Source organism: Nocardia terrae, from assembly GCF_009760405.1.
Classification (GTDB): domain Bacteria; phylum Actinomycetota; class Actinomycetes; order Mycobacteriales; family Mycobacteriaceae; genus Nocardia; species Nocardia terrae.
In genome coordinates this window covers 91,812-107,476 of sequence record NZ_WRPP01000015.1, presented here as the reverse complement: position 1 = coordinate 107,476, position 15,665 = coordinate 91,812, and the positions used below count along the sequence as shown (strand labels likewise).

The 15,665-nt window shown below is 69.4% G+C and carries 9 protein-coding genes and 1 pseudogene; 5 read left to right on the top strand and 5 right to left on the bottom strand.

Going from position 1 to position 15,665, the window contains the following annotated elements; all coding sequences use genetic code 11:
- The first annotated feature begins 268 nt into the window (after positions 1-268).
- Entirely contained in the window at positions 269-1,285 is a 1,017-nt protein-coding gene (locus GPX89_RS42075; protein ID WP_157393362.1) for a helix-turn-helix domain-containing protein, read from the top strand.
- Positions 1,230-1,481: a DUF397 domain-containing protein gene (locus GPX89_RS42070; protein ID WP_328602946.1), complete on the top strand. Its 252-nt coding sequence runs from the start codon at positions 1,230-1,232 to the stop codon at positions 1,479-1,481. Before GPX89_RS42075 ends, GPX89_RS42070 begins: the two co-directional genes overlap by 56 nt.
- 245 nt (positions 1,482-1,726) lie before the next feature.
- Here GPX89_RS42070 and GPX89_RS42065 read toward each other — a convergent pair whose 3' ends face one another.
- Entirely contained in the window at positions 1,727-3,214 is a 1,488-nt protein-coding gene (locus GPX89_RS42065) for an MFS transporter (protein ID WP_157393361.1), read from the bottom strand.
- Positions 3,215-3,242: 28 nt separating this feature from the next.
- On the opposite strand from GPX89_RS42065, the gene GPX89_RS42060 reads away from it, so the two are divergent.
- The gene (locus GPX89_RS42060; protein WP_157393360.1) at positions 3,243-3,653 is read left to right on the top strand and encodes a helix-turn-helix domain-containing protein; all 411 of its coding nucleotides are present in this window, start codon (positions 3,243-3,245) and stop codon (positions 3,651-3,653) included.
- 65 nt (positions 3,654-3,718) lie between these two features.
- A pseudogene (locus tag GPX89_RS42055) lies at positions 3,719-3,922 on the top strand (carbonic anhydrase); the annotation flags it as partial.
- 195 nt (positions 3,923-4,117) lie between these two features.
- Here the strand turns inward: GPX89_RS42055 and GPX89_RS42050 are convergent.
- On the bottom strand, positions 4,118-5,317 hold the full coding sequence (locus GPX89_RS42050; protein WP_157393359.1) for a hypothetical protein: 1,200 nt from the start codon (positions 5,315-5,317) through the stop codon (positions 4,118-4,120).
- Between the two features lie 522 nt (positions 5,318-5,839).
- Here GPX89_RS42050 and GPX89_RS42045 point away from each other — a divergent pair.
- The gene (locus tag GPX89_RS42045; RefSeq protein ID WP_328602945.1) at positions 5,840-7,678 is read left to right on the top strand and encodes a pyruvate kinase; all 1,839 of its coding nucleotides are present in this window, start codon (positions 5,840-5,842) and stop codon (positions 7,676-7,678) included.
- 254 nt (positions 7,679-7,932) lie between these two features.
- Here the strand turns inward: GPX89_RS42045 and GPX89_RS42040 are convergent, their stop codons facing one another.
- Genes GPX89_RS42040 through GPX89_RS42030 form a run of 3 tightly spaced genes read right to left on the bottom strand, consistent with a single transcriptional unit; the run spans position 7,933 to position 15,604 of the window.
- Positions 7,933-12,363: a TIGR02680 family protein gene (locus tag GPX89_RS42040; RefSeq protein ID WP_157393358.1), complete on the bottom strand. Its 4,431-nt coding sequence runs from the start codon at positions 12,361-12,363 to the stop codon at positions 7,933-7,935.
- Complete coding sequence (locus GPX89_RS42035) at positions 12,363-13,766, bottom strand: TIGR02678 family protein (RefSeq protein ID WP_157393357.1); 1,404 nt, start codon at positions 13,764-13,766, stop codon at positions 12,363-12,365. The genes GPX89_RS42040 and GPX89_RS42035 overlap by 1 nt, the downstream gene beginning before the upstream one ends.
- Positions 13,766-15,604, bottom strand: a complete 1,839-nt coding sequence (locus GPX89_RS42030) for a TIGR02677 family protein (protein WP_407939573.1) — start codon at positions 15,602-15,604, stop codon at positions 13,766-13,768. The genes GPX89_RS42035 and GPX89_RS42030 overlap by 1 nt, the downstream gene beginning before the upstream one ends.
- Positions 15,605-15,665 lie beyond the last annotated feature (61 nt).

Genomic DNA, 15,665 nt, shown 5'->3' with positions numbered 1-15,665 from the left:
GGCATGGATCTTCAAGATCCCTTCGGCGCGGCGGCGACCGTCGACATAGGCGTCCTCGCAGAAATCGTCGATCCAGGTCATCGGAGTCGCCTCCGATCGGCTATCGAAGCAGTGGTCATGGGTGAACCATGCGACACGCACCCACGCGAGGGAGGCGCGCGCACCGAATCTGCGGAATTGAGGTAAAGCCGCAGTTCGCGTCTCGAGAGGAGCCTAACGTCTGTCTCAAAACGAGAGGAACAAATCGATCCAGTGAGAAGGCGGGCGCATGGCGAACGAGCAGTCCGAAGATACCGAGACCACACTGCCGCGTCGGCAGCTCGGCCGGTTGCTACGGGAAGCGCGCTCGGCGACGGGGATGAACCTGGAGCGGGCTGCGGCTCTTGTGCAATGGAGTCGGCCGACGCTGAGTCGCCTGGAGCGCGGCGAGACCGAAAAGATCAGGGTCACCGATATTCTGGCGCTCTGCGAGGCGTACGGCCTGGACGACGCGACTACGGCCATCGCGCGTGGGCTGGCCGAACAGGTTCCCGCGAAGACGTGGTGGCACGCATACGGCGATCTGATTCCGTCGCTCTGCGAGGCGTACGGCCTGGACGACGCGACTACGGCCATCGCGCGTGGGCTGGCCGAACAGGTTCCCGCGAAGACGTGGTGGCACGCATACGGCGATCTGATTCCGTCCTGGGCCAACCTCTATGTTGGATTGGAGTCCAGCGCAACGGCGTTGACGATCTTCCAGTCTCTCATCATGCATGGATTGCTTCAGACGACCGACTACACAAGGGCTCTCGACCGGTTGTACTTTCCGGATGACACCGAGGACGAACTCGATCGGCGCATACGGATTCGTCTTCAGCGGCAACACATCCTGACTCGCTCGCATCTGCCCACCGATGCGTCGGTGGTCCTGCACGAGAACGTGCTGAGAACCGTTGTGGGGGACAATAAGCTGATGTCGGCCCAATGTCGGCACCTCGCGGATATCGGCACCCGCCCGAACATCGAGCTTCGTGTGCTGCCTTTCCGGGCGGGCTTCCCGCTGGGTGCGGCGCTGCCTCCGTTCACGATCATGGATTTCGGCCGTGACGCTCTCGGCAAGAAGGTGGCGGATCCTTCCCAGGTCTACTGCGAGGGCTACGCCGGTAGCGCGTACCTCGAGAAGAGAACGGATGTAAGCATGTTCTGGCAGGCATTCGAAAAGCTCCGGGCCGCAAGCCTGGATCCTCGTGCGAGCCGAGACCTGTTGCGAGAGATGGCAAGGAGATACGAGAGTGAACGATGACCCGACTCGTGTCCGGTGGTTCAAATCGAGCTACAGCCAGGGAGGATCCGACTGTGTCGAGGTTGCCTTCCTGGATGGTGGCGAAGTGGGCGTGCGCGACTCGAAGGATCCCACCGGTCCCGCGTTGGTCTTCGCGATGGACGAATGGGAGGCGTTCGCCGCCGGTGCGGGGAGTGGGAAGCTTCGGCGTCGTTGATGCCGGAGGGTGGGGTCAGCTTCCGCTCCAGCCGCCGGTGTAGGCGCCTCCGAGTAGGCGGCGACGTCGGCGGCGGCGGGCTTTGGCTTGTTCATCGGAGGTGGGTGCTTCCGATGGCTGCTCTTGGGGTGGGTTGTCGGGGTCACGTTTGGTCTTGCGGAAGATTCCCATGTCGTGGGCTCCTGTTCGCTGGCAGGGTCACTTTCCTTCCTGGAAAGTAAGAGTCCACTTTCCTGGTGGGAAAGTCAAGGGTTGGTGTTCTCGGGGAATGGGTTCGGGGTCTGAATGTGGCCGCGGCCTTCGCTGTGCAGCAGCAGGATCGCGGCGAGCGCGGCGAGGGACAGCAGGATCGCGCAGAGGTCGAAGCCGAGGCGGAATCCGCCGGCGAGGGCTTGGTGGGCAGAGGAACCGGTGTTGAGCAGGTGGTTGGTGCGGCCGGTGGTGGCCGCCGCGATCACGGCGAGACCGATTGCGCCGCCGAGGGTTCGGGTCACGTTCACCAGGCCCGAGGCGATGCCGTGGTCGGTCGGCGGGACGCCGGTCACGGCCGCGACCGTGATCGGGACGAAGGTGAGCGCGAAGCCGAAGGCAACGATCAGGGAGGGGAGGACCACCGCGTGGGTGGGGCCGTCGGCCGTCACGGTATGGGCGAGGGCCAGCATGCCGGTCGCGCCGATCAGCCCGCCGGCGGCAATGCTGCCGCGGAATCCGAGATAGCGCACCACGAGTGGTCCCGCGCCCGCGCAGACGAGCAGCAGCACGCTGAAGGGGACCAGCGCCGAGCCGGTACCGAGGGCATTGCTGCCCAGCAGCTGCTGCAACTCCAGCGACAGCAGATAGAACAGCGCGTAGATGGCGCCCGAGATCAACAGTTGGGTCAGGTTGGCCGCGACCACCGTGCGAATCGTGAACAGGCGCAGGGGGATCAGGGGATGGGCGGCCAGGCGTGTCTCGTGCAGTGCGAAATACGTCAGCAGGAGCATGGCGGCGGCCAGCGGTACGAAGGCGCTCGGCGCTCGCCACGAGTGCTCGCCGATCTGTGTGACGCCGTAGACGAGCAGTCCGGCGGCGCAAGTGGATACCACCGCGCCCACGACATCGAACCGTCCGCCCGGTGAGGTGGGCGCGGCCGCCGGAACGAACCGCAGCACCGCCGCTAGGACGACGCCACAGATCACCGGGTTGATCGCGAAGATCCACCGCCACCCGGGCCCGTCCACCAGCAACCCTCCCGCTACGAAACCGAGCGAACCACTGACCGCCGTGGCCGCACCCCACACCGTGACCGCGATCGTGCGGGGCCTGCCCTCGGGGAAGATCGCCGCGAGCAGCGCCAGCGTCATCGGGGAGACGAATCCGGCCGCCGCGCCCTGCAGTCCGCGCGCCGCCACGAATTCGCCCGCATTCCCGGCCAGCGCGCACGCCAGCGAGGTGAGGCCGAATACGGCGGTGCCGGAGGCGAATACCCGTCGATATCCGACCAGATCGCCGATCCGGCCGCCCAGCAGCAGACAGCCGCCGAAGCAGATCGTGTAGGCGGTGATCACCCAGTGCAGGGTGGCGGCCGAGAAGCCCAGCCGGGTACGCAGTGCGGGCAGGGCGACATTGACGACCGTGATATCGACGGTCTCGAGCAGCTGAGCCAGGCACAGGGCGGCCAACGCCACCAGAAGACCCGGTGTCCAGCGGAATTCGGTTGCGCGGCCGGTCGCCGCGTCGGAGGTATTGCGCATGAGGGCCACGGTGCCGGTTAATGTGCACATGAAGGCAAGCGCTCTCACCATCGGTGAGCTGGCGTCCCGGTTCGGCCTGCCCGCGCACGTGCTCCGCTATTGGGAGAGCGAGGGTTTGCTGACCCCGCGGCGACAGGCCGGCCAGCGCCGCTACGGTCCCCAGGACGTCCGCCGTATCGCCCTGATCCTGCTCGCCCGGGAGGCGGGTTTCGGTGTCCGCCAGCTGCAAACACTGCTCTCGACCCCGGATCCCATGGCGCACACCGACCTGCTGCGCGAGCACGTTCGCACCCTGGAGCGCCGCATAGCCGATGCGCAGGCCGCCAAGGCGCTCATCGAGCACGCCTTGGAGTGCCCCAACGCCTTTCAGGACTGCTCGCACGCCCGCGAACGCATCGATTCCCGGATTCCGCCCCAACTGCTGTCAACGGCCGACTGAGCGCCTCTTCCTGCGGGCCTACGCGCTCAACCGAATCGGTGCGGGCCGTACCCCCTGTCGTCGGGATGCACCGCAAGGCCGGGCCGTTCATCGGCGTTTCCGACGCCCGGGTGGTGCCGGAGCTCATCTCCTCCGCCGAAGCCGGGGAACTGTTCGTGATCCGCAATGCCGGGAACCTGGTGCCCCCGCACATGCCGGGCGCGGCCAGCGGCGTGGTGGCGAGCATCGAGTACGCGGTGAGCGTGCTCGGCGTGCGCGACATCGTGGTTCACCACCATCGAGCTCGACCACTTCTATCCGCATCCGCCGGAGGAGGTGTGGCGGGCGCCGACCATGCGGCCGACGGGTGCCCGCCCGGAAACGACGCGACCCCGGTGCCGCTGGTTGCGGACACCGGGGCGCGGGCGGTGGATCGGCCGGAGCTGTTGGCGGACCGCCGATTCGGACCGCGGAAGGTTCGGGGCTCAGTCGTCGTCGAGGGAGCTGCCGTTGCGGGAGCGCGAGGCGGCGCGGGCGCGGCGGCGGGCGGCCTGGAGTTCGGCGAGTTCCTGCTCGAGGGTCTCGGCGATCCGGAACTGGCCGGTGTCGTAGACGTTGAGCGGGGGGACCGGGTCGGTCAGGTCGGCGAGCGGGGAGCGCTCGTCCTCTTCGGCCTTGCGGGGCTTGCCGGTGGCGGAGCGGCGTTCCTTGTCGGTGGATTTGCCGTTGTTCGAATGGTTCTCGGACTTGGTGGCGCGGGTGTCGGGCTCGACGACCTGGGCGTCGGCCTCAACGGTCCGCTCGGGTTCGGCGGGGGCCGCGGGCAGGGCCGGGGTCGGGGTGGCCACCGTCGGCGGCTGCGGGCGAGTCGGCCAGGACACTACGGTCGGTGCTGCGCGGCGTAGTTGTTCTCCTGGATCGGGTAGATCCCGGATCTGGTCGGTGGCCCGCACGATCGCCAGGCCGTACCGTCCGGCCGCGGCATTGTGGATGAGCAGCGCCACACCGATCATGACCGGGGCGATGGCGTGCACCGCCACGTCGTACCAGCTGCCGGTCTTGATGTACGGGTAGGTGTTCAGGATGACCGTCAGGCTCAGCAGCGCCATCTCGGCCACCACGACCTGGCGGCGGCTGTCGATCACACCCCACTCGGCGACCTTGTTGGTGCCGATCATGATGATCACGAGGCAGACCGAGATCATGCCCTCGAGCAGGTAGCTGAACCAGTACAGCGGATCGCTGGCCCCGCCGGGCGCGATGTTGTGCTGCACGTTGACCGCGGACCAGAGCATGCCCGCGGCGACCACACCGGCCAGCGCCCGCTGGCTCCACGCCCGATGTTTGTACAGCGACGCCAGTTTGGCGTGCGGACTCGATTCCCGCCGTTGCGCGGCGATCGCCTTGCGGGCGAGCAGCAAGTCGCGAATGTCGGCCTTCTCAATCTCTTCGGTGGTCTGCCGGGCCCGATCGGCGGCGTGCGCCGCGGCCTCGGTCTGCTTCCAGCGTTGAGCCCGCTCCTGCTCGCGGATGCGCTCGGCTAGTTCGCGCTCGGCGACGAGCTCGGCCTCCGACAGCGCATCGGTGAGAGCGGGATCGTATTGGTACGCCAACCGACCGCGGGCCTTCTCGACCCGTTCCGCCAGCAGGCTGACCTCGTCCTCGCGCGGATGTTCGATCGTCAATTGGTCCCCCGTCCAGGGAGTCCCGATGGCTGACAGGTGATTCCGGTAGGCACGGAGAACATTTTTAGTCGATAGACGCCCAACCGCGAAACTGTTGATTTGCCGATGGTCCAATCCTTACGGCGCGCCGCGCCGCGACACGCGGAATCGGGTGGGAGTCAGGGCACTACGGGGAGGGCTCCCAACTCGGCGTTCAGTGGGGTTGCCGACCCCGATTCGGACACAATCGGATTCCGAATTGGGCCAGGCGGACAAACGGCGCGAACCTCGGTGCGGTGGGGTGGTGCCCGCGGTCCCGGAATCGGGCGCGTGAGCGACGGCGGTCCGTCGCGTGACGATTCGCCGGGCATCCCGTCCGCCCGGATCGTCGCCATGATCGGTCGACGGGGAGTTGTCGAGAACCGACCGGCCCGGCGGCAGGGGTGGAACCCGCTGGGACAGCGAGGGGTTCGGGGCGAGGTATGTCCTTTTCGGGGGCGAAGGTCCCTAGGCGGGGGAGAACACCGCCACCAGACTTGTGCCGTGCCCACCAGCGACCTGGACGCCATCCTCGCCGAGATCGAGACGCTGCGCGCCGCCCTCGGCGACGCGGAACAGCGGTGGGCGGCGCAGATCGCGCGGGTCGATCCGCGCAATCGGTCCGGCGCGGTGAATCTCGTGCACTACTGGGCGATCCGGCAGTTCGATCTGCGCGGGTTGCAGCGGCGGCTGGCCGCGTTCGGGCTGTCCTCGCTGGGGCGCAGCCAGGGACATGTCGGGCAGACGTTGTCGGCGCTCAGCGCGGCGGCTCAGGCCATGGCACACGATGGGCCCGGGGATCTGTTGCCGCCCAGCGGGTACGCCACGCAGCAGGGCGCTCTGCGGCGGCACACCCGGGAGCTGCTGGGCCCCGCGCCCGCGCGGCGGTCCACCCGCATCATGGTCACCCTGCCCGGCACGGCCGCCGCCGACACCCAGCTGATCAGCGATCTGATCGATCGCGGCATGGACGTCGCCCGGATCAACTGCGCCCACGACGATCCCGCCGCCTGGGCCGCCATGATCGCCGAACTGCGCCGCGCCGGCGCGGAGTCGTGCCGTGTCGCAATGGATCTGGCCGGGCCGAAACTGCGCACCGGTCCGGTGGCCGAGGGGCCGCGGGTGGTGCGGCTGCGTCCGGAGCGGGATGTGCTGGGCCGGGTCACCGAGACCGCGTGGTGCTGGCTGACCCCGGTCGAGCACCCGAGTCCGCCACCGCGCGAGGGCATTCCGGTGCTGCCGGTGGATGCCGCCTGGCTACCGTACCTGGCTCCCACCTCCACCTTTCGCCTGCGTGACGCCAGGGACGCGAAGCGCGTGTTCACCGTCGTGCACGCCGACGCCAGCGGTGCGCTTGCCTGCACCGGACGCACCGCCTACGTGATGACCGGTACCAAGCTGGTCACCGATGCCGGTGAGATCACCGAGGTCGGCCCGCTGCCCGCCGTCGAGCAGTATCTGGTGCTCTCGCCCGGGGACACTCTTTTGCTCACCCGCGACTGCGCTCCCGCCGCGGTCCCGCCGCAGGGCCTGCCCCGCATCGGCTGCACGCTGCCCGAGGTGTTCGGCAATGTCCGTCGCCGCCAGCCGATCCTGTTCGACGACGGCAAGATCACCGGCCGGATCCTGGACTGCGGCCCCGACACCATCACCGTCACCATCACCGACGCCACCGCGGTCGGCAGCAAACTGCGGGCGGGCAAGGGCGTCAACCTGCCCGAGACCACCCTGCCCGTCCCCGCCCTGACCGAAACCGACCGCGCCAACCTGCCATTCGTCATCGAACACGCCGACCTGGTCGAAATGTCGTTCGTGCGCACCCCGCAGGACGTGGCCGATCTGCTCGCCGCCCTCGACGAACTCGGCGGCGCCGACCTCGGCGTCATCGTGAAAATCGAAACCGCCCAGGGCTTCCGCAACCTTCCCGCCATCCTCCTCGAGGTCATGCGCCGCCCCCGTGCCGGCGTCATGATCGCCCGCGGCGATCTGGCCGTCGAATGCGGCTACGAACGCCTTGCCGAACTCCAGGAAGAAATCCTCTGGCTCTGCGAGGCCGCCCACCTCCCCGTCATCTGGGCCACCCAGGTCCTGGACCAACTCGCCCGCTCCGGCCGCCCCTCCCGCGCCGAGATCACCGACGCCGCCATGGGAGTCCGCGCCGAATGCGTCATGCTCAACAAGGGCCCCCGCATCTCCGACGCCGTCTCCACCCTCTCCGACATCCTCCACCGCATGAGCGCCCACGCCGACAAACAAACCACCCTCATGCGCTCCCTCCGCTCCTGGTACCGCTCGGACCCCTCGGCCCAGCGCGAACAGCCGGGACAGGCCCTTCGCCGGTGACGGAGAAGCAGCTGATGGGACCGGGCGTATCGCGGCCTCGAGCATGCCTTCGGTGACGACGGAGTCGCCGGACCATCGACAACGCTTCGTCTTGTGACGATTCGTCGGATAACCCGCCCATCCGGATCGGCATCAGCGAGCTGCACACGCGGCGACTGGGCCTGCGCCCGTTGGGGTTCGGTGAGTTTGCTCCAGTCGGGTTCGGCGGTTTCAGCTACCGAACCGACCACGTCGCGATGACGAGCGGATGGTTGTCAGCTAACTGTTTCCAGCTCCTCGTCCAAGGGGATCGCGCCCTCCAACCCGTGGGGCAGGCGGCGGCGGTTGGGGGAGCCGAGGGCCGTGGTGAGGTCGGAGCCGTCGTGTTCGGCGAGGAGGTCGGCGGAGTCCCAGACGAGGAGGGTCGCGCTGACGGTGTTCTCGGCGGCGGAGTGTGCGAGGTCGTAGTGGGCGCAGGCGGGGACGTGGGGGTAGGTGATCCAGAGGTCGTAGCCGGTCATGAACAGGTCGAGGTCGAATTGGACGGAGAGGCCGAGGAGTTCGCTGCGGCCGTTGTCGTCGACGCCGGCGAAAGCCTCGTCGAGGGCGAGCAGGCGGGGGGCCTGGGGGTCGGCGGAGTCGAGCATGACGTGGGCCGCCGCGAACAACGGCAGGTGCAGCGAAACCGACTGTTCGCCACCGGACAAGGTGCTGTGGCGGGCGACGGTGAGGCGGTCCTCGGTGCCGTCGGAGGTGATGATGGTGAAGGAGAAGATGCGCCAGGTGCGGTAATCCAGGGTGGCGGCGAGGATCTCGGGGAACGAGCGCTCCGGGTGGGCGGCGCGGGCGGTGCGGATCTCGGCCGCGAAGTAGGCGCGGATGGTGGACAGATCCTCGGGGGTGAGATCGGCGGAGTCGCGGTCGAGCAGCTTGCAGACCGCGCGGGCCGGTTCGGACAGGTTGTCGGCCAGCACCCAGTGCACGCCGATGGTGTTGCCCGAGGACATGCGGCGCTGCTTCATCTCGGTGCCCATGCGGGAGATGAGATCGCGGGCGTCGCTGGTGCGTTCGTGGATCTGCTGGGCCAGACCGGTGAGCAGGGCGTCCTCGAGGATGCGGCGCTCGGCGTCGGTGAGCAGCAGCTCCTGATCGTGGCGGGCCGCGCCGATGCGCTCGGCGAAATCGGCGAGCGAGGACAGGCCGTGATCGTCGTGGACCTGCACGACGGTCAGGCCGTCGGCGGCATCCCAGTGCAGACGGTAATCCTGGCGTGCGGCCGTCAACGCGGCATCGAACTCCTGCAGAGCGGTGGTGACCGCGCTGCGCGTCGACTTGCGGGCCGCCTCGCCCGCGCGCACCGAACCCGTTGCGGCGGCGAGATTCTGGAACAGCTCGGCCACCTCGTCGGGCAGCACCTTGGGCTCCTGCTCGGGATCGCCGTTCTCGATCCGGTACAGCAGCTGCTCAGGTGTGGACCACGCGGCATCGCTGCTGGGCCAACGGCTCTCGGCGGGCGCACCCAGCAGGCTGAGCAGGTCCGGCCGCGCGTACGGGGCCAAATGCCGGACGTCGGAGAGCAATTCGGTCAACGCGGTGCCGAGCGTGTCGTGTGCCGCCCGGTGCGCACCCTCAGCGGCACCGACCGCCTCGATGGCCTCCGCGGCCGCCTTGCGCGCCGCCTTCTGCTCGGCCCGTGCCGCCTCGATCTTCTCCCGGGCCAGCTCCAGCTCGCGATCGATATCGGCCGCTCCCGCGCCCAACGCCTCCCGCAATGTCTCGAGCTTGCGCAACTGCTCCTGATACCCGGATCGCGCCGCCTCGGCCTCCTCGGCGAACGCCTCGGCCAGATCCTTGGACTCCTCGAGCCGGTCCCCGGCCTCCCGTGACCGCTCGTGCTCGCGCTGATGATCCCCGCGCAACCGCAACAACGCGGTGCCCGCGTTCTCGAAATGCCTTACAGCGGCGGCCAACGCGTCGAGCTCGGCCGGATCCCGCGGCGCGCGATGATCGGCCGCGATGGCCCGCACCTTCTTGTCCGCGGCGGTGTAATCCGCCACCGCCTGATCCAGATCCTTCTCGGCCTGCCCCGCCGCCTCCGAGCGCGACCGCAGCATGCCCGCGGCCTCGGCCACCCCGCGCAGCGCGGCGGTCACGGCGGTGGTGCGCGGAAGCGCCTTGGCCGCAGCCGAAATCCTCGCCAGCTCCTCGGTCGCGGCCTGCTCCTCGGCCTTGGCGGTCTCGGCCTCGAGCTCGGCGGCTTCGACGGCCGCGGCCAGCTCGGCCAGCCGCAACTCCCGCCGCCGGGCCCGCGCGGTCGTGCCGATGAACTCGGCGTCCGCCTTGAAGTGACGACCGACCTGCACACCCTGCCGGAACCGGCCATCGGTGGCGATCGTGACGGATCCCGTGCCGGAGACCGGCTGAGCATCGGACCCGGATACCTTGTGCGCCTGGGCGATAGGCGACCCGCCGCCGGACGCGGTCGTGGCGGCCTCGTACAGCGCGATGGAGGCCAGTACGTCGGCCACCACTTCGCGCGGCACCGTCAGTGCGTCGGTGTCGTCCTCGACGACGAGCACATCGGCCAGCGTGCGCCCGCCCGGCCGCTCCTGTGGCGGCAACGGCACCAGGAACTGGTCGGACGCGTGATCGGGCAGCTCGTCGCCGGGGCACACCCAGGCGTCGAGCAGGTTCGCCGCCTGCAGGGCCGCCTCGATGCCCGCCGCCTCCACGGCATCGACGGCATCCGCGAAGCGGACCAGCCGCCACAACGGCGCGCCCGGACGCTCCGGCCGAGTATCCGTCCGGGCCGCGAAACCGGTTGGCGCGTCATCCCGTTCGGCCGCGACCGACTCCCGTTCGGCCCGCAGCTCGCCCGCCCGGGCCGTCGCCTGCGCCGCACGCGCGCGTGCCTCCTGACGTCGGCCGCGGATCTCATCGGTCAGCGGCTCAGTGCGCTCGGCCAGCACCTCGGCCGGTGTGGCGGGCGCGGCGACCTCGTCGAGCGCTGCCGCCCGCGCCTCGGCGGCGTCGAGCGCCGCGCCGCCCTCACTCGTTGCCGCGGGACGGTTTCCGGCTGTGTCGGGCTCGGCGTTGCGGCCCTTCTTGGCCCGGCGCGCGGCTTTCGCGTCCTGGCGGGGAGCCTGCTCGGTGCCGACCTGGGCGAGGGCGTCGTTGATCGCCTCGAACAGGCCGGTGCGGATGGGGGTGTAGACCTCGCGGTGGGTGTCCCACCAATCGCGCAGGGCCGTAGCGGTGTCGGCGCGGGCCAAGGCCACCTCGGCTTCGGCCTCGGCGAGTTCGGCGACGGCGGATTCGCGCAGTTCGAGGGCGCGCTGGCCCGCGCGCTCGGCGCGGGTGCGTTCGGTGACGGCCTGGTCGACCAGGGTCAGGGCGCGGCGGACGGCGCGGACGTCGGCGTCACGCTCCTCGGCGTGAGAGCGGACGGTGGTGGTGAGGTGGTCGGCGCGGGCGGACTCGGACAGGGAAGTCCATGCGATTCCGGCTTCCTCTGCGGCGGAACGCAATTCGTCCTCGCCGCGAGCCAGCGCCGAGGCGGCGTTGTTGACCGCGGCCAGGGCGCGCTCGGATTCCTCCAGACGCTGGTCGACGGTTTGGCGGGACTTCAAAGCCTTGTCGTTGTGGACCGCCGCGGAAGTCTCCAGGCGGCGCACGGCGTCGGCGAGATCGTCGAGCTGCTGCTTGCCCTCGTACGCGCTGGAACGCTGCAGGGTTTCGCGGTCGGCGAGGGCCTGCTCGTAGGCGCGATCGGAGTCCTCGGCGCGGGTTTCGGCGGCGGCGCGCTCGGTGTCGCGACGCTTGCGCAGGGCCGCCGCGGCGTGCAGGGCGGTGCTCGCGTGGGTGACCGCGTCCAGGCGGGCCTGCACCTGGTCGATATCGGTCTTCGCTTGCACGGCAAGGTATTTGTTGTAAACCTTGACGAAATCGCGGGTCGCGGAATCGGCCTGGACGAGGCCCTCGAGGGTACGGCCGACCTCCTCCATATCGCTGAAGGAGCGCGCCGCGTCGAGGATCAGCTGCTCGTCGAGCGGACGCAGACCGTCGGTGAGAGCCTGCGAGAGCCCGCGCGGGTCGAGGTTCTTGGCCAGCTGCGGGCGGCGCAGCGTCAGGATCAGATTGATCAGCTGGTCGTAGCGCTGCTGGCCGAGCCCGAACATGCGGGCGTCGATGGCATTCCGGTACTCGACCGGGCGGTCCACGATGGCGTCCGAACCGATCTGCTCGGCCAGCTGCTTACGTGTCAACGGCCGGTCGTCGGGGCCCAGCAGCGAGAAGTCCACGCCGACACGGCCGTCGGCGACGAAATACCAGCGCGTCACCTTGTCATTGGAGCGGGTGGCGCGCATACCGATGCCGATGGTCACCGTCTCCGGTTCATCCCAGGTCCCGCGCGCGAACTCCATCCACACATACGAGTAGGCCGATTCCTGCTTGCGGTACAACAGGTTCGACTTCATGGTGCGTTCCTCGCCCGCGAACGGGTTGAGCCGGCGCGGCTCGATCCGCCCGTCGAACACGAACGGGAACAACACCTCCAGCGCCTTGGTCTTGCCCGAGCCGTTGGGCCCGCGCAGCACCAGGCGGCCGTCCGCGAAACAGAACTCCTGATCGCGGTAGTCCCACAGGTTGATGATGCCCGCGCGGGTGGGGACGAAGCGCACTCCACCGTGAATGTGGTCGGCCATCAGTCGCCGGATCCCTTCTCTGTCGAGCCGTCCGCGCCCAATCGCGTGGGGGAGATGAACAATTCGGTTTCCGCACGGGTGCGGATGGTGACGATCGCGCCCCGGTAGCGGGCCAGCGCGGGCAGGATGAGCAGGCCGCCGTCGACCAGCTCCACCAGGCGCAGGCGTTCGAGCAGCGAGACCGTCTCGGCGGTCAGCCCGGGGACGTCGGCCTGCCATTGGGCGGCGAAGGTGTTGCCGTAGCGGTCGGTCAGCATCTTGACCGTGTCGCGGATCCAGGACGACTCGATGAACGGGAAGTCCGGAATCTCCGGTTCTTCCGTGTCCTCGTCCGAATCCTCCTGCGGGCCGAAGATGTCCAGGGGATCGGCCAGCGGAGTGAAGACGGTCGTGGCCGGGATCGCGGAGTCCAGCTGCTCGGCCAGATCGGTCAGCGGGCGGTCCGGGCGCTGCCTGCGCTCCACCGGATTGTCGATATCCAGGACCAGATCGGCGATCTCACCCGCCAGCAGCAGGGCCACCTGCGCGAGGGTTCCGGTGCCGGGGAAACGCACATCCGAGAGCCTGCCCGAAGAGTCGATCAGCGCAACCCCTTCCGCGCGCCGCTCGGCACGGAGGCCGGTCAGGTACTCGACCTCGGTGACCAGCTTCTCCTGCGCCAGCAGCGAGCGTTCGGGCTCGTCGAGCTCGTCGGCGTACACCACCGGCTGCTCGACCAACGCGCGCCGCACCTTGCGGGCGGCCAGAGCCATTGCCGGAGAACGGGTATCGGCCCCACCCGCCTCCTCGCCCAGCAGGCCGGTCACGCTCTGTAGATGCTGCAGCGCCCGCGGCGGCCGGAACAAGGCGAACACGATCGACCGGTCGATGTCGTAGAGCGCCTCCCCGGCCTCGGGATCACTGGCCCACCCGCCCGCATCGCCATCGGCGAGACTGACCGCACCGCGCGCCGCCAGCCAGCCGACCGCGTCCACGAACGCATCCCGATCCGCCGCCCGATCCGGCGCGAGCTCCAGCCCCTCCACCCGCTCGGTATAGGCCGCCACCTGATCCGCCAACTCCGACAACGTGATCTGATCCCCGGCCCGCCCCAACGCCGCCAACGCCAGCGCCAGATAGGCGTATCGCCGCCGATCGAACAACCGGTCCCCGGTAGTCCGCGCGGGCCGCCCCGCCTCGAGCCGATCCAGCACCGGAAACAACCGCGCCGTGGTCTCGGTGACCTCCAGCCGATACCCGAACAGCTCGGCCAGATCCTCCCGCAACTCCGTCGCCCACCGCCGAAGCAGCGGCAGCGCAATCCGATCCGGATAGGTGCGGGTGACAAGGTGGTTGGCCAAGATGACCCGGGCGGCGCGCTGATAACTGTCCAACGCCAGTGAATCGATACTCCGCGCGTGCATCAGCCCACCTCCCCGGCGCTGTCGTCCAGGTCGACGTGGGACGGGCCGCCGCCGAACGTGGCAGCGGTGTCGGTATGAGCCGCAACGGAACCGGCCGGACGGGTCTCGGATCGGCCGGTGCCGGTGGACCCGGAATCCGCGGTGACAGCCGCGTCGGTGGACGGGGAGGCAGTGGTCCCGACCTCGGCGGCGTCGGAGTCGGTGCGGGGTCCGGACTTGTCGGAAGTCGGGCGATGTGGGTTCTTGCCCGGCCGATCATTTTGCACCGCAGGCGATTTGCGGACTCGGATCGCGGTCGTCTCACGGACCTCGAGTCGTCGATTGTTGAGGTGCAGCACGCCCTTGGAGGTACGGACCAAGGTCGAACCGGTGTGCTCGGAGACGGTCAGGGTCACGCCGTTGTCGGAGCCGGAGGTGCCCGGGACGCGGCCGCTGACCGGGACCCAGGCGGTGGAGGCGGCGTCGAGGAGTTTCAGCAGCACCTCGGTTTCACCCTCGTCGAGTTCGCGGTCGTAGAGGTCGGCGGAGGCGAGGGAGCGGGCGGCCTCGGCGCGGGCGCGCTGGGCGTCGAGCTGGACCTGGCGCAGGCGGCGGATTCCGGCGTCGTTGCGCTGCAGGCGGGCGGGAGCGCCGGGGGTCGGTGGGCGGCCGGTTTCGGCGAGGGTGCGGGCGATCTCCAAAGGTGGTGCGTCCCACCAGGATCGGATGGCGGGGATGACGTCGGCGTCCGGGTGCTGCATGGCCAGGTGGCGGGGGCGACCCAGGCCGAAGACGGCGTCGTAGAGGGCGTGGGCGGCGTCGGCGGTGGGGGCGGCGGTGAACCAGCCCGCCAGGTGGCGCAGCGCGGATTCGCGGCTGACGCCGCCCTTGCGGGTCTCGGTGACGCGTCGGAGCAGGGACAGGACGGCGGCGATGGCGCTCATGGTCGCCTCGCGCAGGCGCTCACACTCGGTCAGGCCGCCCTCGTCGTCGCCGATGAACCAGCCGCGCAGGCCCTGCCAGCGGGCCCGCCAATCAGCCTGGCGCTCAGCGGTGTTCAGCAGGACGCGCTCATCGCAGCGGGCGGCGCGTTCGATGAGATCCTCGACGCCGGTGTCCTCCACCTCGCGGATGGCGGTGGCCAGGCGCGGCGCGAAACGTGCCAGGTCCATGGAGAATTCGCGCATGTGCGCCAGCAGCGCGTCCTTGTGCGCGAGGAACGCCTCGGGGGTGGCCTCGGTGGTGCGGACCAGATCGCCGAGAGTCAGGTAGAAGTGCGCGGCGCGCTCGGCCAGATCCGACAGTGCCCGGTCGAGCCGGTTCAGCACCCGGTACACGCGCGGCGCGTCGGCGCTCTTGTTGGCTTCGGCGAGGGTGTGCAGATCCGCGAGCAGTTCCGGCAGCACCAGCCGCGACAGCGCCGCTTCGTCGAGCCGCGCGTCCAGCACATCCGAAACCGCCCGATATGCCTGATATCCCGCCTGGGAGAACTGATAGACGAAATGCCGGTTCCGATACTCGGCCAGGGTCGCCGCCCGTGTGCCGTCGTAACTACGTTCCAGCACACCCCACTGATGCAACTGCTCGAGCAGCGGCCCGACCTCGGTGGCCGTCAGCGCGGGCGCGCCCGGGCAACGATTGAGCGTGTCGGCGACGTCGGAGGCGTGCAGCAGCACCACGTACGCGGCGCGCGCGGTGTCGAACGCCCGCAACACCCACAGGTAATCGGCCCGTTTCTCCGCGGTGGCGAAGGAGAACAATCGCAGCCGGTCGGCATCGCTCCGTCGATCCGCGCTGGGAAACTCCTCATGCCCGACCCCCCTCGGGTCGGGCAGCAATCCGTCAGCGGACTCGGTCACCGGGAGAAGAGTAGTACTCCCTCCCGACCGGTTCGGAATCGTGCCGAGTGTCGGCGCGCCC

Excerpts from the sequence above, each read along its gene's own strand:
- GPX89_RS42065 (WP_157393361.1), bottom strand. The coding sequence starts at position 3,214 with ATGCGCAATACCTCCGACGCGGCGACCGGCCGCGCAACCGAATTCCGC.
- GPX89_RS42040 (WP_157393358.1), bottom strand. The coding sequence starts at position 12,363 with ATGGCCGACCACATTCACGGTGGAGTGCGCTTCGTCCCCACCCGCGCG.
- GPX89_RS42075 (WP_157393362.1), top strand. The coding sequence starts at position 269 with ATGGCGAACGAGCAGTCCGAAGATACCGAGACCACACTGCCGCGTCGG.
- GPX89_RS42060 (WP_157393360.1), top strand. The coding sequence starts at position 3,243 with ATGAAGGCAAGCGCTCTCACCATCGGTGAGCTGGCGTCCCGGTTCGGC.
- GPX89_RS42035 (WP_157393357.1), bottom strand. The coding sequence starts at position 13,766 with ATGCACGCGCGGAGTATCGATTCACTGGCGTTGGACAGTTATCAGCGC.